Source organism: Streptomyces xanthophaeus (assembly GCF_000725805.1).
In the GTDB taxonomy this organism is placed as follows: domain Bacteria; phylum Actinomycetota; class Actinomycetes; order Streptomycetales; family Streptomycetaceae; genus Streptomyces; species Streptomyces xanthophaeus.
Map to the genome: position 1 here is coordinate 196111 of NZ_JOFT01000010.1, position 18878 is coordinate 214988.

Sequence of the window (18878 nt, forward strand, 5' to 3'; positions counted from 1 at the left end):
GTTCAGCGGGTGCGCGGAGCCCGGCCCGAGGGGTTGTGCCAGTGCGGGGCGGGCCGGTTCAGGAACCATTCGCCGAAGCCCAGCGGTCGGCCGCCCGGGCCCTCGCCGCGTCCTGCGGCGGGTACGGAGTCGTAGAAGATCCGGTCGGGGCGGGCGCCCAGCTCCTCCAGGAGGTGGGCGGTCTCCTCGATGAACTGGGCCGGTCCGCTGAGGTAGACGTCCTGGTCCGGCCACATCCCCCGGTTGCTGAGCGCGGTGGCGAGCCGGTCGGTGGCCTGGTTGCGGTGCTGCCCCGGGGCGGGCGTGATGTAGGTGACGGCGAGAGCGCCGCCCCGCGCGTACGCGTCGATGAACGGCCGGTCGTAGAGGTGCGCGGCGTCCCGCGCGGCCACGAAGAGCCGTACGTCCTGATCGGGAGGGTGTTCGGCGAGCTCTTCGAGCATGGCCCGCACGGGCGCCCAGCCGGTGCCCGCGGCGATGAAGCTGAGCGGGCGGCCCTCGCGGCGCAAGGTCAGCCGGCCGCCGGGTGCACCGAGCCGCAGGACCTCGCCCGGCCGGACGTCCTGGACCAGGGCGGTGCTGAGCCGGCCCCGTTCGATCCGGCTGACGTGGAGGTCGACGGTGTGGTCGGGGCGCGGGGCGTTGCCGATCGAGTACGTGCGCCAGGTCGTGGGGACCCGCTCGCTGCTGACGCTGACGTACTGGCCGGGCAGGTGCGGCAGGGGCAGGTGCGGGCGCAGGGTCAGCACGGCGATGTCCTGCCCGTACTGGAGGTGTCGCACGACCTCGGCGTCCCACCACGGCGGGTCCTCGCTCGCGGCGGCGCCGGCCGTCATCGCGTCGGCGATCACCTGGTACGCCTCGGCCCAGGCCTTCTCCACGTCCGGGTTCCAGGCGTCCCCGGAGGTCTCGGCGAGGGCGGCGAGCAGGCTGGTGCCGACGGCCGCGTAGTGCTCGGGGCCGGCCAGGAACTTGCGGTGGTCGCGTCCGAGCTCGTGGAGGTAGGGCAGGAGGGTGTCGTCCTCCAGGTGGGCGATCACGTGGGTGAGCGCGGCGAAGAGCCGGTCGCGCTGGCGCTCCATGTCCTCGGCGGCGGGCGGGAAGAGTGCACGGATGCCGGGGTTGTGCCAGAAGAGGTGGGAGTAGAAGAACTTGACCGCGTGTTCGGCCCGTCTCTCCACCACCGCGAAGCTGCTGTTCAAGATCCTCACATCCACAAAACCGAAAGTAGGAACGCCGGGGAACCTGAGGTCAAGGGAAGGCGTATCTACGGACAGCCGCGACGAACGGCCCATATGGGGTGCCGGGTGCGGGCCGGGATACGGTCGTCGGGTGCATGAGCAGACTCCCGCAGCCCCGGCAGACGTCCCTGGACCGAAGGGTCCGACCCTCTTCGACTGGGAGTTCGCGACCGATCCCTATCCCGCGTACGCCTGGCTGCGCGAGAACTCCCCGGTGCACCGCACCAAGCTGCCCAGCGGGGTCGAGGCCTGGCTGGTCACCCGGTACGCGGACGCCCGCCAGGCCCTTGCCGACCAGCGGCTCAGCAAGAATCCGGCGCACCACGCGGAGCCCGCGCACGCCAAGGGCAAGACCGGGATCCCGGGGGAGCGCAAGGCGGAGCTGATGACGCACCTGCTGAACATCGACCCGCCGGACCACACCCGGCTGCGCCGGCTGGTGTCGAAGGCCTTCACCCCGCGCCGGGTCGCCGAGTTCACCCCGCGCGTGCAGGAGCTGACCGACCACCTCATCGACCAGTTCTCCGCCCGGGGTGAGGCGGACCTCATCCACGAGTTCGCCTTCCCGCTCCCCATCTACGCCATCTGCGAGATGCTCGGCGTACCGCGCGAGGACCAGGACGACTTCCGCGACTGGGCCGGGATGATGATCCGCCACGGCGGTGGGCCGCGGGGCGGAGTGGCCCGCTCGGTCAAGCAGATGCGGACCTACCTCGGCGAACTCATCCACCGCAAAAGGGATGATCTGGGACAGGACCTGATTTCCGACCTGATCCGGGCGAGCGACCACGGCGACCACCTGACGGAGGCCGAGGCCACCGCCATGGCCTTCATCCTCCTGTTCGCGGGATTCGAGACGACCGTGAACCTCATCGGCAACGGGGTCCACTCCCTCTTCATGAACCCCGGGCAGCGCGAGCGCCTCCAGGCCTCCCTGGCGGCCGGGGAGAGCGCCCTGCTGGAGACCGGCGTCGAGGAACTGCTGCGCTACGACGGCCCCGTGGAGCTGGCCACCTGGCGGTTCGCCACCGAGGAACTGACCCTCGGAGGCAGCCGGATCGCGGCGGGCGATCCGGTGCTGGTCGTCCTCGCGGCCGCCGACCGGGACCCCGAGCGGTTCGCCGCGCCGGACACCCTCGACCTCTCCAGGACCGACAACCAGCACCTCGGGTACGGGCACGGGATCCACTACTGCCTCGGCGCTCCGCTCGCGCGGCTGGAGGGGCAGACCGCGCTTGCGGGTTTGCTGACGCGTCTGCCGGATCTGGAACTTGCCGTTCCTCCTGAAGAGCTGCGGTGGCGGGGCGGGCTCATCATGCGTGGCCTGCGCACCCTTCCGGTCCGGTTCACACCCCGAAACGTCTGAAGGCACGCTGACCGGTAGTCAGTTGTCGGTCGAACTTGTGACAACCGTTCGAAGGAGGCTAGGTTCTGCCGTTACCCCGCCGTTATGCGAAAGGTGCACCCTCATGCGTTCCGGGAACGGCCGCCACAGACGCCCCCGCCAGGTCCCCGCGCTGGTAGTCACCGCCGGAGTCACTGGCTCCGCGCTGGCCCTGCCGCTGCTTGCCGCCACCAGTGCCACTGCCGCCGACACCTCCACGTGGGACGCGGTCGCCGAATGCGAGAGCGGCGGCACGTGGAGCGCCAACTTCGGCAGCGGCGCGTACGGCGGGCTCCAGTTCACCCAGGAGCAGTGGCAGAGCGCCGGCGGCCTGGACTTCGCGGAGCGCGCCGACCTGGCGAGCCGGTCCCAGCAGATAGCCGTCGCCGAGCGGGTGCTGGCCTCGCAGGGGCCGCAGGCGTGGCCGCTGTGTGCGGCCTCGGCCGGTCTGACGCAGCAGGGCCCCGCTCCCGAGGTGGACCCGGGCCTGCCCGGCGGCACCGCGAAGGTGGCTCCCTCCCCGGGCCGCCCGGACGCCTCCGTGCCCGCCGGCGGACAGGGCGCCCCGGCCACCGACTTCGGCGCCCCGACCCCCTCCCCGGGCGAGAGCCCGTCCTTCGCGATTCCCGACGGCCCGCTCGCACCCTCCAGCGGACTGCCCGTCATGCCGGCGCCGGACCTCCCCACCACCGCGGACCCGTCGGCTCCGGTCAGCCCGCAGAACCCGGACGGCTCCACCGCCCCGGTCGACCCCACGGCCCCGGCCGACCCCACGACCCCGGCCCCCTCCCCGGACCCGAGCGCGCCCGCGGACCCGGCAGCGCCCACCGGCGACCCGACGGCCCCGGCCGTCCCGGGCACTTCGCCCGACCCCTCGTCCTCGGCCGTCCCGCTGACCTCCCCGGACGCGTCCGTACCGGTCGGGGGCGGCGGCAAGCACCGCGGTACGCCCGCCGTCGAGGCACCCGCCGCATCTGATCCCGCGTCGGACCCCACGTACACGGTGAAGGCGGGCGACAGCCTGACCGCCATCGCGGACGCCAAGGGACTCAAGGGCGGCTGGAACGCCCTCTACCAGGCCAACGAGCAGGTCATCGGCGGGGATGCCGACCTGATCAAGCCCGGTCAGAACCTGGATCTAACCAAGTAATAGGGGCACTTCGGACATCCGGTAACGCCTGATTGTCTGTTTTCTGTAAGTGAGACATGTGTCTCTTCAGGTCAACTGGCGTGTCCCGCCCCGAAGCTGCTGCAAACCCTGCCCTCACCTGCGCAAACACCCCTGGGGAGGGCGCAAGTAGGGGTCGTTTCTCCCCGATGTGGCGCGTTGAACATCGGGGAGAGACCTGTCTACCTTCTGAATCGCTCGCCACCGCGAGCTCCTTCGACCGCATCGCCGAATCCTGCCGGCGGACGGAGGGAACAGTCGTCGCGTAAAGCGCCGAAGGCAGGAGCGGGGGAACCAAGGTAGGCGCCGGGAGCGGCCGTTGAGAGACGGTCACGCCACCGGCTAGGGGTTAAGACGTGCGCTAGGTCGCACGGCCGGGCAACTCACTCGCCCGAACCCGACAGCTCACCTCGTAGGCGTCGGTGAGGAGAAACTCCATGCTGCTTTCCGGCAAGGGCAAGCACCGCCGCGCCTCCAAGGCCGCTCGCATCGTCACGCTCGCCGGTGTCACCGGTGTGGCAGTCGCCGCCCCCCTGATGGCCGCCGGCACCGCCAGCGCCGCCACCGCCTCCGAGTGGGACCGCGTCGCGGCCTGCGAGTCGGGCGGCAACTGGGCCATCAACACGGGCAACGGCTACTACGGCGGCCTGCAGTTCTCGTCCTCCACCTGGGCCGGCTACGGCGGCAAGGCGTACGCCGCGCAGGCCAACCAGGCCACCAAGGCGCAGCAGATAGCCGTCGCCGAGAAGGTCCTCAAGGGTCAGGGCAAGGGCGCCTGGCCGTCCTGCGGCGTCGGCCTGTCGAACTCCTCCTACACCGGCGGTGCGGCCGAGACCCCCGCCAAGAAGGCCGAGCCGAAGAAGCAGGAGAAGAAGGCCGAGCCGAAGAAGGAGACCAAGCGCTCCGAGGCTCCGGTCACCCGCTCCGAGCGCTCCGCGGTCCCCGCCCCGGCGGCCAAGCCGAAGGCCCAGGCCCCGAAGACCGAGGCGCCCAAGACCGAGGCCCCGAAGACCGGCAACGGTTCGTACGAGGTCAAGTCCGGCGACACCCTGGGCACGATCGCCGAGGCCAACGGCGTCAAGGGCGGCTGGCAGCAGCTGCACGAGCTGAACAAGGACATCGTGGCGGACGCCGACCTGATCTTCCCGGGTCAGAAGCTGAAGCTCAGCTGAACACTGCGGTCATGACCGCAGGACGGTTCGCGGCCCGCCGCTGAACCCGCGCACTTCCCACCGCCCGGCGCGTCATTTCCACGCGCCGGGCGGCGGCATGTCCGCCTCCAGGCCACGAGATCAAGGGTCCTATGTCCTGGAAGGCGGGTATTCGGGCCCTTTTTCGTCCCAGCCCCCGGGCGGTCGGCCGACCGAGTGCCCGGAGCCGGTTAGGCTCTAGTCGGCAAGGCCGTCCCACGGCCTGACACGCCACCGCACACCCAGCGTCACATCCCAGAAGGAGATGCTCGTGCCGTCCATCGACGTCGTCGTAGCCCGGGAAATCCTGGACTCCCGAGGCAACCCCACGGTCGAGGTCGAGGTGGGCCTCGACGATGGCAGCACCGGCCGTGCTGCAGTTCCGTCCGGCGCCTCCACCGGTGCATTCGAGGCCATCGAGCTCCGTGACGGTGACCCCAACCGTTACTTCGGCAAGGGTGTCGAGAAGGCCGTCCTCGCCGTCATCGAGCAGATCGGCCCGGAGCTCGTCGGCTACGACGCCACCGAGCAGCGGCTGATCGACCAGGCCATGTTCGACCTGGACGCCACCGACAACAAGGGCTCCCTCGGCGCCAACGCCATCCTCGGCGTCTCCCTGGCCGTCGCGCACGCCGCGTCCGAGGCCTCGGACCTGCCGCTCTTCCGCTACCTCGGCGGTCCGAACGCGCACCTGCTGCCCGTTCCGATGATGAACATCCTCAACGGTGGGTCGCACGCCGACTCCAACGTGGACATCCAGGAGTTCATGATCGCCCCGATCGGCGCGGAGTCCTTCTCCGAGGCGCTGCGCTGGGGTGCCGAGGTCTACCACACCCTCAAGAAGGTGCTCCACACCAAGGGTCTGTCCACCGGCCTCGGTGACGAGGGCGGCTTCGCCCCGAACCTGGAGTCCAACCGCGCCGCGCTCGACCTCATCGTCGAGGCCATCAAGCAGGCCGGCTACGTCCCGGGCAAGGACATCGCGCTCGCGCTCGACGTCGCCGCGTCCGAGTTCTACAAGGACGGCAAGTACGAGTTCGAGGGCCAGTCCCGCTCGGCCGCCGAGATGACCGAGTACTACGAGGAGCTCGTCTCCGCGTACCCGATGGTCTCCATCGAGGACCCGCTGTACGAGGACGACTGGGCCGGCTGGAAGACCCTCACCGACCGCCTGGGCGCCAAGGTCCAGATCGTCGGCGACGACCTCTTCGTCACCAACCCGGAGCGCCTGGCCCGCGGCATCGAGGAGGGCTCCGCCAACGCCCTGCTCGTGAAGGTGAACCAGATCGGTTCGCTGACCGAGACCCTGGACGCCGTCGAGATGGCCCAGCGCAACGGCTTCAAGTGCATGATGTCCCACCGCTCCGGCGAGACCGAGGACGTCACCATCGCCGACCTCGCCGTCGCCGTGAACTGCGGTCAGATCAAGACCGGCGCCCCGGCCCGTTCGGACCGCGTCGCCAAGTACAACCAGCTGCTGCGCATCGAGGAGATCCTCGACGACGCCGCGGTCTACGCGGGCCGTTCCGCCTTCCCGCGCTTCAAGGGCTGACAGCTCTGACCGAAGGCTGCGCCTAGCCTCCGTACGTCCCCGCACTCGGTCCCGTACCGTGTGCGGGGACGTATTGCGTAGTGCGCATATAGGGGAGGCGGGATCAATGGCCGGGAACCGGGATCGGTTCTCCACCTTCTCCACCGCGACCAGGCTCAAGCAGCTCGGCGAGCGGACCGCCGCCCACGTCTACCGCTCGCAGTCGCGCCGTCAGGTCCGCCGCAGCCGGCTCACCGGCCGTGCCGCCCTGCTGGTGCTGGTCCTCTGTACGCTGGTCGTCGCCCTCGCGTATCCGATGCGCCAGTACGTCTCCCAGCGCTCGGAGATCGCGGAGCAGCAGCGGGCCGCCACCACCGCGCGCGAACGCCTTGAGCGGCTGCGCGACGAGAAGGCCCGCTGGCAGGACGACGCCTACGCGGAGCAGCAAGCGCGCAAGCACCTGCACTACCTCCGCCCGGGGGAGACCGGCTACATCATGAAGGACCCCGGCGCGGGCGGTCCCGAGCCGCGCCGCACCGGCCAGGCCGGGTCCGACCGGCCCTGGTACTCCAACGTCTGGGACGGCGTCGACAAGGCCGACCGCCCCGGCGACTGACCGGGTACCACCCGTTTTTCCTCGGATTCCATCGGATCCGAATGTCATCGAAACCGCGAACGAAGAGACTTCCTCCAGGCATGCAGACGCCCCCGCCCCAGACCGACCGGACCGAGCCGACCGACGCGGACATCGAGGCGTTCGAGCAGCAGCTCGGCCGCCCGCCGCGCGGGCTGCGCGCCATCGTGCACCGCTGCCCCTGCGGCCAGCCGGACGTGGTGGAGACCGCCCCGCGGCTCCCCGACGGCACCCCCTTCCCCACGCTGTACTACCTGACGTGCCCGCGCGCGGCCGGTGCCATCGGCACCCTCGAAGCCAACGGCGTGATGAAGGAGATGCAGGCCCGGCTCGCCGAGGACCCGGAGCTGGCCGCCGCCTACCGGGCCGCGCACGAGGACTACATCCAGCGCCGTGACGCCATCGAGGTGCTCCAGGGCTTCCCGAGCGCCGGCGGCATGCCGGACCGGGTGAAGTGCCTGCACGTGCTGGTCGGCCACTCGCTGGCGGCCGGACCCGGCGTGAACCCGTTCGGCGACGAGGCCCTGGCGATGCTGCCCGAGTGGTGGGCCAAGGGTGCCTGCGTCACCCCGTGCGCGGAGAAGAAGAAGGAAGAGGAGGGGGAGCGGTGACCCGGGTCGCGGCCGTCGACTGCGGTACGAACTCCATCCGTCTGCTCGTCGCGGACGCCGACCCGGCCACGGGCGCCTTCACCGAGCTGGACCGGCGGATGACCATCGTCCGCCTCGGCCAGGGCGTGGACCGCACCGGCCGGCTCGCCCCCGAGGCGCTGGAGCGCACCTTCGCAGCCTGCCGCGAGTACGCGGCGGTCATCAAGGAGCTCGGCGCGGAGCGCATCCGCTTCGTGGCGACCTCCGCCTCCCGGGACGCCGAGAACCGGGACGAGTTCGTCCGGGGCGTGCTGGACATCCTGGGCGTCGAGCCCGAGGTGATCTCCGGCGAGCAGGAGGCCGAGTTCTCCTTCACCGGCGCCACCAAGGAGCTGGTGGGCGCCGACCACCTGGAGAAGCCCTTCCTGGTGGTGGACATCGGCGGCGGCTCCACCGAGTTCGTCGTCGGCGAGGACCACGTCCGGGCCGCGCGCTCGGTGGACGTGGGCTGCGTCCGGATGACCGAACGCCACCTGGTCGTGGACGGGGTCGTCACCGACCCGCCGGCCGAGGCGCAGATCGCGGCCGTCCGGGCCGACATCGAGGCGGCGCTGGACCTGGCCGCCGAGTCGGTCCCGCTGGGCGAGGCGCGCACCCTGGTCGGCCTGGCCGGTTCGGTGACCACCGTCGCGGCGATCGCGCTGGAGCTGCCCGCGTACGACTCCGCGGCCATCCACCACTCCCGGATCTCCTACGAGCAGGTCCGCGAGGTCACCGAGCGGATGCTGACGGCGACGCACGCGCAGCGCGCGGCGATCCCGGTCATGCACCCCGGCCGGGTGGACGTGATCGGCGCGGGCGCACTGGTCCTGCTGGCCCTGATGGAGCGGATCGGCGCCACGGAGGTCGTGGTCTCGGAGCACGACATCCTCGACGGGATCGCCTGGTCCGTCGCCTGACGGGGCCCGCACGGGCCCCTCACAGGGCCCTGCGGGGGCCTTGTGAGGGGCCTTCGGGGGTCTTTGGTCCCGTGATCCACATGAAGTTCGTGAAGTTCTTCACAAGGAAAATGAGCCCGTTGGTCCACGGGGAGGGTCCTTCGGGCCCCTCCAGGGGTCTTCGGGCCCGTTTCTCCGAGCGTTCGTACGAATAGCGGTAACGACAGATTCCGCATCAGAGGTACGGACAAGAGCCTGTGGTCCAGTCCGCTTGAGACCCTGGAGGCCAGTTCAGGACGGGTGAACAACGTTTCCGGCCAGGCCCCGGTTCCCGTTGTGGAGCATGACCTGGGTCACGTGGGCCGCGCAGTGTAGCAGAGGGCTTCCGACTCCTTGTGAAGGGGCTCACGAGCGTCACCCCTCTGGGTGCTGGATACTCGTTCCATGAGCACCACGGAGCGTCCCAGGATCCTCGTTGTAGGAGGTGGGTACGTAGGCCTGTACGCAGCCAAGCGCATTCTCAAGAAGATGCGTTTCGGCGAGGCGACCGTCACGGTCGTCGACCCGCGCTCGTACATGACCTACCAGCCCTTCCTCCCCGAAGTGGCCGCAGGCAGCATCTCGCCTCGGCACGTCGTCGTCCCGCTGCGACGCGTGCTGCCCAAGGCAGAGGTTCTCACCGGCCGGGTCACCAGCATCGACCAGGACCGCAAGGTCGCCGTCGTCACGCCGCTGGTCGGCGAGGCGTACGAGCTGCCCTTCGACTACCTGGTGATCGCGCTCGGCGCCGTCTCCCGCACCTTCCCGATCCCCGGCCTCGCCGAACAGGGCATCGGTATGAAGGGCGTCGAGGAGGGCATCGGCCTGCGCAACCACGTCCTCGAGCAGCTCGACAAGGCCGAGTCCACGACGGACGAGGACGTCCGCCGCAAGGCCCTCACCTTCGTCTTCGTCGGCGGCGGCTTCGCCGGTGCGGAGACCATCGGTGAGGTCGAGGACATGGCCCGCGACGCCACGAAGTACTACTCCAGCATCAAGCGCGAGGACATGCGCTTCATCCTGGTCGACGCGGCCGACAAGATCCTTCCCGAGGTCGGCCCCAAGCTGGGCACCTGGGGCAAGGAGCACCTGGAGTCCCGCGGCATCGAGATCTACCTCAACACCTCCATGGACTCCTGCGTGGACGGCCACGTGGTGCTGAAGAACGGCCTCGAGGTCGACTCCAACACCATCGTGTGGACCGCCGGCGTGAAGCCGAACCCGGTCCTGGCCCGCTACGGCCTGCCGCTCGGCCCCCGCGGCCACGTGGACGCCGCCCCGACCCTCCAGGTCACCGGCACCGACTACATCTGGACCGCGGGCGACAACGCCCAGGTCCCGGACGTGTCCTCCCGCAAGGCGGGCGTGGAGAACGCCTGGTGCCCGCCGAACGCGCAGCACGCGCTGCGTCAGGCCAAGGTCCTCGGCGACAACGTCATCTCCGGCATGCGGGGCTTCCCGCAGAAGGAGTACGAGCACGCCAACAAGGGTGCGGTGGCGGGCCTCGGCCTCCACAAGGGCGTCGCGATCATCATCGTCGGCAAGGTGAAGATCAAGCTCAAGGGCCGGCTCGCCTGGTACATGCACCGTGGCTACCACGGCATGGCCATGCCGACCTGGAACCGCAAGATCCGCGTCATCGCCGACTGGACCCTCGCCATGTTCCTCAAGCGCGAGGTCGTCTCCCTCGGAGCGCTGGAGACCCCGCGCGAGGAGTTCTACGAGGCCGCCAAGCCGGCGCCGGCCCCGGCCGTCGCCGCGAACACCCCCCAGAAGGCCAAGGCCTCCTGACCCGGTGTTCCCGCTGAACGCCTGAGCACGACCCCGAAGGGGCCGCCCGCCATCCGTGGTGCGGGCGGCCCCTTCGGCGTGCCCTTCGGTGTGCCCGGGGCGGCGGATGGGTAGACGGTTTTGTCGGACCTTTGTGGAGGTGCGCCATGACCGACGCCGCGCCGCGGCTCGCCGCTGTAGCCGAGACCCTGCTGGGCGCCCCGCTGCCCATCCGCATCCGGGCCTGGGACGGCAGCGAGGCGGGCCCGCCCGGCGGCCCGTTGCTGGCCGTCCACGACCGCCGCGCCCTGCGCCGCGTGCTGTGGAAGCCCGGCGAACTGGGCCTGGCCCGCGCCTGGGTGGCGGGCGAGCTGACGGTGGAGGGCGACCTGTACGCCGTGCTGGAGCGGGTGTCGGGCCTGCTCTGGGACCGGCCCAGGGCGAACGGCTCCGCGCAGTCCCCGGACACCGGGCCCGCGAGCCCGCCCGCGGGCCTGCGGGCCCTGCTGCGCGATCCCGTGCGGCGGGCGGCCGTACGGGAGCTGGTGACCCTCGCCGGGCCGCTGCCGCCGCCCCAGCCGCCCGCCGAGGAGGTCGCCCGGCACTCCGGGCCCCGGCACACCAGGACCCGCGACCGCGCCGCCATCGGGCACCACTACGACGTCGGCAACGCCTTCTACGAGCGCGTGCTCGGCCCCTCGATGGTGTACTCCTGCGCCTACTGGAGCCCCGGCTGCACGCTGGAGGAGGCCCAGTGGGACAAGCTCGGCCTGGTCTGCCGCAAGCTCGCGCTGCAGCCCGGCGACCGGCTCCTGGACGTCGGCTGCGGCTGGGGCTCCATGGCGCTGCACGCCGCCCGCGAGTACGGCGTCAGGGTCACCGGGGTCACCCTCTCGCGCGAGCAGGCCGCGTACGCCCGCAAGCGCGTCGCCGAGGAGGGCCTCGCCGACCTCGTCGAGATCCGGATCCAGGACTACCGGGACGTCAGGGACGGCCCGTACGAAGCCGTTTCCTCCATCGGCATGGCCGAACACGTCGGGCACGAGCGCTACCGCGAGTACGCCCACACCCTGTTCGACCTGCTGCGCCCCGGCGGCCGGCTGCTGAACCACCAGATCGCCCGGCCCCCGGCGCCCGACGAACAGGAGTACCGGCTGGACCGGTTCATCGACTCCTACGTCTTCCCGGACGGCGAACTCTCCCCCATCGGCAGCACCGTGGGCGAACTGGAGCTGGCCGGCTTCGAGGTCCGCGACGTGGAGGCGCTGCGCGAGCACTACGGGCTGACCCTGCGGGCCTGGGTGTCCCGTCTGGAGGAGCACTGGGACGAGGCCGTACGGCTGACCTCACCGGGCCGGGCGCGGGTCTGGCTGCTGTACATGGCGGCCTCCGCGCTCGGCTTCGAACGCGGCCGGCTCGGGGTCAACCAGGTGCTCGCGGTGAAGCCCGCGGCGGGCGGCGACGCGGGTCTGCCGCTGCGGCTGCGCACCTGGGGCACGTAGGGAGCCCCCGGGTCCGGCGCCGGGGTGCGCCCGGCCCGTACGGACGCGGAAGGGCCCCGGGGCTGCTGCCCCGGGGCCCGTGCGTACCGTGTGCCGCGCCGCTATTCGGTCTTGATGGCCGTCAGCATGTTCAGGCGGGCGGCGCTGCGGGCCGGCCACATGGCGGCCAGGACGCCGACCAGCCCGGCGAGGGCGAAGAAGATCCCGATCCGGTCGTAGGGGATGACCAGCTCGTAACCCGGGATGGAAGCCGCGATGGTCCGTCCGCCGGCCCAGGCGAGGAAGACGCCGACGCCGATGCCGAGGACCGCGCCGAAGAGCGAGATGACCACGGCCTCCAGGCGGATCATGTTCTTGACCTTGCCGCGGTCCAGGCCGACGGCCCGCAGCATGCCGATCTCCTGCTGGCGCTCGTACACCGACATCGCGAGGGTGTTGATCACGCCGAGGACCGCGATGATCAGGGCCATGCCGAGCAGTCCGTACATGATGTTCAGCGCGGTGTTCATCATGCCGGCCATCTCGTTGCGGATGCCCTCCTTGTCGGCCACCTTGATCGCCGGGTTCTTGCCGAGGGCGTCGATCACGGCCTGCTGGGCGCTCTTGGAGGCGCCGCCCTCGGTCTTGACGAGGACCTCGGGCAGGTACTGGGTCTCGTTGTGCGAGGCCAGGATCTTGTTGTCGAGGACGTAGTCGTCCAGCTGGTCCTTGCCGTCGAAGAGCGCGCCGACCTGGAGGGTGCCCTTCTTGCCGTCGTCGTAGCGGGCTTCGAGGGTGGAGCCGACCGACAGCCCCTTCTTCGCGGCCTCCTTGGCGGAGACCATCAGCTTGCCCTCGCCGAGGGAGGCGAGGTCACCCGCGGTGGTCTGCACGGACAGCACCTGGGCCAGGGCGGCCGGGTTGATGCCGTTGACCACCTGGGAGGTGTCGCCGAGCTTGACGATCTCGGTGGTCTTCGGGGAGACCGCGGTGACGCCCTTGCCCTTCTCCAGGGCCGGGAGGACGGACTTGTCGAGGTTCATGCCCTCGGCCGCCATCGTGACCCGGTAGTCGGCCTTGATGTTCTGGGTGGTGGCCTTGTCGATGGCCTGGCCGACGGTGATGCCGATGACCGACATGGCGGTGACCAGGGTCAGGCCGATGGTCAGCGAGGCGGCGGTGACGGCGGTGCGGCGCGGGTTGCGGACCGCGTTCAGGGCGGCCAGCTTGCCGGAGATGCCGAATACCTTCTCCAGCAGCGGGCGGACCAGGGCGATGACCGGGCGCGACAGCATCGGCAGCAGCACGAACAGGCCGATGAGCAGGAAGAACGCTCCGCCGGCGATGGTCGTGCGGCCCTCGCTCTTCTGGCTCACGCCGAGGATGACCACACCGGCGCCGAGGACGGCCAGGACGCTGCCGATGGAGTTGCGCAGCACCAGGGACTTCATGGTCGCCGGGAGGTGGGCGCTGCCCATGGCGGCGACCGGGGCGATCTTGGCGGTCCGGCGGGCGGGCAGCCAGGCGGCGAGCATGGTGACCACGACGCCGATGACCAGGGCGGTCAGGACGGTCGCCGGGGCGATGATCAGCGGACCGGCCGGGATCTTCGCCTCGAAGAGCTCCATCGCGGAGCGCATGGCCACGGCGAGGCCGACGCCGCAGGCCAGGCCGATGACCGAGGAGATGGCGCCGACGACGGCGGCCTCGGCGAGGACCGAGCGCTTGACCTGGCCGCGGTGGGCGCCGACGGCGCGCAGCAGGGCCAGTTCCCGGGTGCGCTGGGCGACCAGCATCGTGAAGGTGTTGTAGATGAGGAAGATGCCGACGAAGAGGGAGACACCGGCGAAGATCAGCAGGCCCTGGCTCATGCCGGACATGGACCGCTCGATGAACTTGGCCTGCTCGGCGGCGAGGGCGGCGCCGGTCTTGGCTTCGGAGCTCTTGCCGAGCAGCGGCTTGATCCCGGCCAGCAGCTGGTCGGCGGAGGTGCCGTCCTTGGCCGCTACGGAGACCTCCTGGTAGAAGCCGGGCTGGAGGTACAGCTCCTGGGCGACCCGGGTGTCGAACAGGACCAGGCTGCCGCCCGCGTTGACGGCGCCGTCCTCGGTGGCGAAGACGCCGGAGAGGGTGAACTCCTGGACCGGGCCGTTGGTGGCGACGCGGACCTTGTCGCCGACCTCGTACTTGCCGCGGGCCGCGCTCTCCTTGTCGAGGGCGACCTGGTCGTCCTTGGCCGGGCCGGAGCCGGCGGTGAAGGTGTAGCGCGGGTCCTGGCCGTTCTGCACGGGGGCGAAGTTGGAGCCCGCGTTGGCCCAGCCGCTGCCGATCAGCTTGCCGTTCTCGTCGCCGACGCCGGCGAAGCCGGTCACCCGGCCGGAGGCGGAGCCGACGCCCTGGACGGCCTTGATCCGGTCGAGGGTCGCCTGGCTGATGCCCGGGTCGCCCTCCTTGCCGCCGTCCTCGGTGCGCTCGGCGCCGTGGTCGGTGATCGAGACCGCGACCCCCTCGTAGGACTTCGCGGACTGGTTGGACATGGCCTTGCTGAGCGTGTCGGTGAACACGAGGGTGCCGGAGACGAAGGCGACGCCGAGGGTGACGGCGAGCACCGTCATCAGCAGCCTGGCCTTGTGCGCGAGGACGTTGCGCAGGGCGGTACGGAACATGGGGATCTCAGTCCTGGGGCTGGAAAGTCTGGAGGAAGCCGCGGGGGCTTCGAAGGGCGTGCGGAGCCGCGGGGCGGTCCCAGGTCAGCTGGTGCGGCCCTTGGCGTCGAAGGCCTTCATGCGGTCGAGCACGCCGTCGGCGGTGGGGCTGAGCATCTCGTCGACGATCCGGCCGTCGGCGAGGAAGATGACGCGGTCGGCGTAGGAGGCGGCGACCGGGTCGTGGGTGACCATCACGACGGTCTGGCCGAGCTCGCGGACGGAGTTGCGCAGGAAGCCGAGGACCTCGGCGCCGGAGCGCGAGTCGAGGTTTCCGGTGGGCTCGTCACCGAAGATGATCTCGGGGCGGGAGGCCAGGGCGCGGGCCACGGCCACGCGCTGCTGCTGGCCGCCGGAGAGCTGGGTGGGGCGGTGGGTGAGGCGGTCGGAGAGGCCCACCATGGCGATGACCGTGTCGAGCCACTGCTTGTCGGGCTTGCGGCCGGCGATGTCCATGGGGAGCGTGATGTTCTCCAGGGCGGTCAGGGTCGGCAGCAGGTTGAAGGCCTGGAAGATGAAGCCGATCTTGTCCCGGCGCAGCTGCGTGAGCTGCTTGTCCTTCAGGCTGCCGAGCTCGGTCTCGCCGAGGCGGACGGAACCGGACGAGAAGGTGTCCAGTCCGGCCACGCAGTGCATCAGCGTGGACTTGCCGGAGCCGGAGGGGCCCATGATCGCGGTGAACTGGCCCTGGGCGAAGTCCACGGAGACGTTGTCCAGGGCGACCACCTGGGTCTCGCCCTGGCCGTACACCTTGGAGAGGCCGGTGGCGCGGGCGGCCACGGCCTGGGCGGTGTGCGGGGCGTAGTTCATGGTGGTCACGGGAGGGGCTCCTGTCGGGACGGGGGCTGCGGTACGGCACGGGTCGGCGGGACGTTCCCATCGTCGCCGTGCTCATGCCGCCTCCGGATCAGCCGAGGTGCCCGTTCGCTGGCCCACTCGAGTCTGATCACAGCCCCGCTCGCATCCTCCTCTGGTATGACAGGAGCCCGTACGGCCCCTGGAGTCCGCCGGAGAGGCGGGGTGGCGAGGAGGGTGGCGCGCGGGGTGGCGCGGGCCATCGAAATCCCGTCATTCCCGTACCGGGGGTCACTGCCGCCCGGAACGGGCCGACCGCGCATTCTCGCGCCTGACGACCACTCAAGCTCCAATAAAATCAGACAACATCGCATAGAGCGGCCGTTGTGAGCAAGAGCGTTCCCGATAGGCTCAGCGCAGTGTTCACGGCTTTTCTACGGGGGTCACTACGCCCTGCCCGGATGGTGGAATGCAGACACGGCGAGCTTAAACCTCGCTGGCCCTCGGGCCGTGCCGGTTCAAGTCCGGCTCCGGGCACTCCGAAGCTCCCGCGAAGCCCCCTCATATATCCCCTGCGCTTCGCCATGCCTTCTTCTAAGATCCTCCTCCAGCAGTAGGGTGCTTTCTTTGCGAGCGCATTACTCTTGTTGCAAGGCCGCGCACGGTGGCCATGGAGGAGTGAGATGAGGAGCAGTAACCCGGTCTTCTCGCGACGGGGGTTCAGCCGCGACAACGGTGGCCACGCGCAGTTCGATGCGCAGCAGCACCAGCAGGCCGGGGCCGCGACCAACCCGTACGCGACGAACCCGTACGCGACCGACCCGGCCACGGGTATGCCGCAGGCGGCGCCGCGCACCGACGCGATGACCATGGACGACGTCGTGAGCCGTACGGCCATGACGCTCGGCACGGTCGTCCTGACGGCGACCCTCGCCTGGGTCCTGCTGCCGGTCGACCCCGCCAACCTCGGCAAGTCCTACGGCATCGCCATCGGCGCTGCGCTCATCGCGTTCGTCCTGGCGATGGTCCAGTCCTTCAAGCGCAGCGCGGTCCCCGCGCTGATCCTGGGCTACGCGGCCTTCGAGGGCGTCTTCCTGGGCGTCATCAGCGCCGCCACCAGCACCTACCTGAGCCCCGGCGTGGTCATCCAGGCCGTGATGGGCACGATGTGCGTCTTCGCCTCCGTGCTCTTCGCGTACAAGATGGGCTGGATCCGCGTCACGCGCCGTTTCTACGGCTTCGTGATGGCCGCCGCCATGGGCTTCATGCTGCTCATGGTCGCCAACCTGCTGTTCTCCGTCTTCGGCGGCGGTGACGGCCTCGGCTTCCGCAGCGGCGGCCTCGGCCTGCTGTTCGGCGCCCTCGGCGTCATCCTCGGCGCCTGCTTCCTCGCCCTCGACTTCAAGCAGGTCGAGGACGGGATCGCCTACGGCGCCCCGCGCGAGGAGTCCTGGCTGGCGGCCTTCGGCCTCACCATGACCCTGGTGTGGATCTACATGGAGATGCTCCGCATCTTCCAGATCCTCTCGGGCGACGACTAGCAGGACCCGGCCGGACCGCGGGCAGTCGCCCGGCCGGTCCGCCCCGCAGCACAGGGAAGGCCCCGCGAGCGCACCGCTCGCGGGGCCTTCCCGCGTTCCTAGGGGGCAGGGATCGGGGTCAGGGGCCAGGGGCAGGGACCGGGCTCAGCCGAAGCGGCGTGCGGCCCTGCGCAGGTCGTACTCGTGGATGATCGCCTTGGCCTGGCCGTACGACAGCTCGTGCGCGCCGAGGAGCCAGCTGACCTTCTCCTCGAACCGGACGAGGGAGGGGCCCTCGTCGACGGCGCGGAGCCAGTCGGACATGTCACGACCGGTGGTCCGGGGGATTCTGTCGATCATGTTGCGGTGGGTCTGCTCGGAGAACTCTACGGACATGGGCGCCTCCGGAGGTATCGCCGTGCTGTTCTCTTCACGACACCGTGCCGGAGAGTTCGCCCGTTGGCAATGGGGCCCGGGCGGCGCGTAAGGTCGGCCGGGTGCTTGATACTTCGCCCCTGAGCGCCGTCGTGGAACGTTTCGCCGACTGGCTGCGGGCCGCACCGCAGAGCCGCCTCCAGCAGGGGGCCGCGGAAACGGCCCTGGAGCTCGCCCGCGAGCTCTCGGCCCGGGCGCAGCGGCTGGAGCAGGGGCCGGAGCAGGACGGGCCGGCCCGCCGGATGCCCGAGGCGGGCCTGTTCGTCGTCGGGGACCAGGTGGCCGTGGCGGGGCTGGACCTCGCCGAGGCGCTGCGGACCGCGCCGCCGGGCACGGATGCCACGACGGCCCCGTCCGAGGTGCTGGACGAGGCCGTGCGGCTGGTGGAGCAGGCAGAGGTCAGAGCGAAGCGATGACGCGGTCCGCGAGGATGTAGACGTTGCTGTCCGGGTCCTCGGTGTCACCGCAGGAGAAGGTCAGGGCGTAGGCGCCGGAGATGCCCGAGCCGCCCAGCAGGACCGGCGCGGTGCCCGAACGCAGGGCCTCTGCCAGGCGCTCGGCGGTCTCCCGGTGCCCCGGGGTCATACAGAGCGTGGTGCCGTCGGTGAAGACGTACACGTCCAGCGTGCCCAGCGGGCCGGGACGGACGTCCGCGAGCGCCGTACGGGCCTCCGCGAGCTCCTCCAGGCGGCTCACCGTGCGCTCGTGGTCGGCGCCGGGGTGCGAGGCCTGCACGGGGACGAAGTCCGGGTGCGAGGGGTGGCGGCGGCGGGCGGCGGCCAGCTCGGCCGAATCCTCGGGGTAGACGGGGTACTCGTCGACGGCCTCGTCGCCGAGGACGTGCTCCAGGCCCACCATGTCCGCCTGCCGGGGCAAGAAGACCGGGGCGTCCTCGCCGAGCCCGGGCAGACCGCCCAGCAGCGACCTCGGGGTCTCCCCGGCGAAGTGGGGGGACGCGTCGGCGGCGTCACGGGCCTCCTGCGCGGCCCAGAAGGCCCGCGCCTCGGCCAGCTCGCGCTCGCGCTCCTCGGCGAGGGCTTCGGCCACGGCGGCTCGTATCTCCGCGGCGGGGGACTCCACGGCGCTGCGGGCGTGGGGGACGGTCGCACCACGAGGGTGGGCCGGCACCGACAGGTCGCTGCGCAGGGCTGTGACCTGCTTGCGCAGTCCGTGGACGGCGTGCAGTGCAGCAGCGCCCACGGCCGTGGCAGCGGCCGTGGTCAGCAGCAGGGCAAGAGACATGGCGCTCACTGACTAACTCCCGGTGTGATTCGATCCCCCGACTTCCTACATCAGAGTGTCCTGACCTGGGAATGGCGTGCAGTGCATTACGTCACGAATTGGACAGGGCTTTGGTCACACCCGCCCCATGCGTACCGGCGTTGACCTGCGAAAACATGTCTCCCCCAGGACAAAGGTCACATCCTGGGGGAGATTCGGTCACAGATGGGCTGCGG

Annotated in this window: 16 protein-coding genes, 1 tRNA gene and 1 riboswitch; of the genes, 12 read left to right on the forward strand and 5 right to left on the reverse strand. The window is 70.7% G+C overall.

The window, feature by feature from the left end; genetic code table 11:
- Nucleotides 1–2: 2 nt before the first annotated feature.
- Nucleotides 3–1211 (reverse strand): globin domain-containing protein, encoded by a 1209-nt coding sequence (locus IO30_RS0103225; protein WP_234321767.1) that lies wholly within the window; start codon nt 1209–1211, stop codon nt 3–5.
- Nucleotides 1212–1332: 121 nt separating this feature from the next.
- On the opposite strand from IO30_RS0103225, the gene IO30_RS0103230 reads away from it, so the two are divergent.
- The 9 genes from IO30_RS0103230 (at nt 1333) to IO30_RS0103270 (ending at nt 11987) form a co-directional block, all read left to right on the forward strand.
- Nucleotides 1333–2607: a cytochrome P450 family protein gene (locus IO30_RS0103230; protein ID WP_031139027.1), complete on the forward strand. Its 1275-nt coding sequence runs from the start codon at nt 1333–1335 to the stop codon at nt 2605–2607.
- A gap of 103 nt (nt 2608–2710) precedes the next feature.
- A complete protein-coding gene (locus IO30_RS0103235; RefSeq protein ID WP_031139029.1) occupies nt 2711–3775 on the forward strand; it encodes a LysM peptidoglycan-binding domain-containing protein in 1065 nt (354 codons plus the stop codon).
- Nucleotides 3776–4054: 279 nt separating this feature from the next.
- Nucleotides 4055–4227, forward strand: a riboswitch (cyclic di-AMP (ydaO/yuaA leader).
- Between the two features lie 3 nt (nt 4228–4230).
- Complete coding sequence (locus tag IO30_RS0103240; protein WP_031139031.1) at nt 4231–4965, forward strand: LysM peptidoglycan-binding domain-containing protein; 735 nt, start codon at nt 4231–4233, stop codon at nt 4963–4965.
- Between the two features lie 283 nt (nt 4966–5248).
- Nucleotides 5249–6535, forward strand: a complete 1287-nt coding sequence (gene eno, locus IO30_RS0103245) for a phosphopyruvate hydratase (RefSeq protein ID WP_031139033.1) — start codon at nt 5249–5251, stop codon at nt 6533–6535.
- A gap of 106 nt (nt 6536–6641) precedes the next feature.
- The gene (locus IO30_RS0103250) at nt 6642–7130 is read left to right on the forward strand and encodes an FtsB family cell division protein (RefSeq protein ID WP_031139035.1); all 489 of its coding nucleotides are present in this window, start codon (nt 6642–6644) and stop codon (nt 7128–7130) included.
- An 80-nt stretch (nt 7131–7210) separates the two neighbouring features.
- A complete protein-coding gene (locus IO30_RS0103255) occupies nt 7211–7759 on the forward strand; it encodes a DUF501 domain-containing protein (protein WP_031139037.1) in 549 nt (182 codons plus the stop codon).
- Nucleotides 7756–8697: a Ppx/GppA phosphatase family protein gene (locus tag IO30_RS0103260; protein WP_031139039.1), complete on the forward strand. Its 942-nt coding sequence runs from the start codon at nt 7756–7758 to the stop codon at nt 8695–8697. The genes IO30_RS0103255 and IO30_RS0103260 overlap by 4 nt, the downstream gene beginning before the upstream one ends.
- Nucleotides 8698–9120: 423 nt before the next feature.
- Nucleotides 9121–10506: an NAD(P)/FAD-dependent oxidoreductase gene (locus IO30_RS0103265; protein WP_051859469.1), complete on the forward strand. Its 1386-nt coding sequence runs from the start codon at nt 9121–9123 to the stop codon at nt 10504–10506.
- A 146-nt stretch (nt 10507–10652) separates the two neighbouring features.
- Nucleotides 10653–11987, forward strand: a complete 1335-nt coding sequence (locus IO30_RS0103270) for an SAM-dependent methyltransferase (RefSeq protein ID WP_031139042.1) — start codon at nt 10653–10655, stop codon at nt 11985–11987.
- Between the two features lie 101 nt (nt 11988–12088).
- Here IO30_RS0103270 and IO30_RS0103275 read toward each other — a convergent pair whose 3' ends face one another.
- Complete coding sequence (locus tag IO30_RS0103275; protein WP_031139044.1) at nt 12089–14632, reverse strand: ABC transporter permease; 2544 nt, start codon at nt 14630–14632, stop codon at nt 12089–12091.
- A gap of 84 nt (nt 14633–14716) precedes the next feature.
- Nucleotides 14717–15481, reverse strand: coding sequence for an ABC transporter ATP-binding protein (locus tag IO30_RS0103280; RefSeq protein WP_107065156.1), 765 nt, complete (start codon nt 15479–15481; stop codon nt 14717–14719).
- A 440-nt stretch (nt 15482–15921) separates the two neighbouring features.
- Between IO30_RS0103280 and IO30_RS0103285 the strand changes: the two genes are divergently transcribed.
- Both IO30_RS0103285 and IO30_RS0103290 read left to right on the forward strand, forming a co-directional pair.
- A tRNA-Leu gene (locus tag IO30_RS0103285) sits at nt 15922–16003 on the forward strand.
- 146 nt (nt 16004–16149) lie between these two features.
- Nucleotides 16150–17007 carry a Bax inhibitor-1/YccA family protein gene (locus IO30_RS0103290; protein WP_031139048.1) on the forward strand — a complete coding sequence of 286 codons (858 nt, stop codon included), beginning with the start codon at nt 16150–16152 and terminating at the stop codon, nt 17005–17007.
- A gap of 144 nt (nt 17008–17151) precedes the next feature.
- Here IO30_RS0103290 and IO30_RS0103295 read toward each other — a convergent pair whose 3' ends face one another.
- The gene (locus IO30_RS0103295; protein WP_031139050.1) at nt 17152–17382 is read right to left on the reverse strand and encodes a DUF4287 domain-containing protein; all 231 of its coding nucleotides are present in this window, start codon (nt 17380–17382) and stop codon (nt 17152–17154) included.
- 101 nt (nt 17383–17483) lie between these two features.
- Between IO30_RS0103295 and IO30_RS0103300 the strand changes: the two genes are divergently transcribed.
- Nucleotides 17484–17837: a hypothetical protein gene (locus IO30_RS0103300; protein ID WP_031139052.1), complete on the forward strand. Its 354-nt coding sequence runs from the start codon at nt 17484–17486 to the stop codon at nt 17835–17837.
- Here the strand turns inward: IO30_RS0103300 and IO30_RS0103305 are convergent.
- Complete coding sequence (locus IO30_RS0103305; RefSeq protein WP_031139053.1) at nt 17821–18663, reverse strand: hypothetical protein; 843 nt, start codon at nt 18661–18663, stop codon at nt 17821–17823. The two genes, IO30_RS0103300 and IO30_RS0103305, sit on opposite strands and share 17 nt — an antisense overlap.
- Nucleotides 18664–18878 lie beyond the last annotated feature (215 nt).

Bases quoted from the DNA above. Each gene is read 5' to 3' on its own strand.
- IO30_RS0103235 (WP_031139029.1), top strand. From the start codon at position 2,711: ATGCGTTCCGGGAACGGCCGCCACAGACGCCCCCGCCAGGTCCCCGCG.
- IO30_RS0103280 (WP_107065156.1), bottom strand. From the start codon at position 15,481: ATGAACTACGCCCCGCACACCGCCCAGGCCGTGGCCGCCCGCGCCACC.
- IO30_RS0103295 (WP_031139050.1), bottom strand. From the start codon at position 17,382: ATGTCCGTAGAGTTCTCCGAGCAGACCCACCGCAACATGATCGACAGA.
- IO30_RS0103290 (WP_031139048.1), top strand. From the start codon at position 16,150: ATGAGGAGCAGTAACCCGGTCTTCTCGCGACGGGGGTTCAGCCGCGAC.
- IO30_RS0103240 (WP_031139031.1), top strand. From the start codon at position 4,231: ATGCTGCTTTCCGGCAAGGGCAAGCACCGCCGCGCCTCCAAGGCCGCT.
- IO30_RS0103305 (WP_031139053.1), bottom strand. From the start codon at position 18,663: ATGTCTCTTGCCCTGCTGCTGACCACGGCCGCTGCCACGGCCGTGGGC.
- IO30_RS0103250 (WP_031139035.1), top strand. From the start codon at position 6,642: ATGGCCGGGAACCGGGATCGGTTCTCCACCTTCTCCACCGCGACCAGG.
- IO30_RS0103255 (WP_031139037.1), top strand. From the start codon at position 7,211: ATGCAGACGCCCCCGCCCCAGACCGACCGGACCGAGCCGACCGACGCG.
- eno (WP_031139033.1), top strand. From the start codon at position 5,249: ATGCTCGTGCCGTCCATCGACGTCGTCGTAGCCCGGGAAATCCTGGAC.
- IO30_RS0103265 (WP_051859469.1), top strand. From the start codon at position 9,121: ATGAGCACCACGGAGCGTCCCAGGATCCTCGTTGTAGGAGGTGGGTAC.
- IO30_RS0103275 (WP_031139044.1), bottom strand. From the start codon at position 14,632: ATGTTCCGTACCGCCCTGCGCAACGTCCTCGCGCACAAGGCCAGGCTG.
- IO30_RS0103270 (WP_031139042.1), top strand. From the start codon at position 10,653: ATGACCGACGCCGCGCCGCGGCTCGCCGCTGTAGCCGAGACCCTGCTG.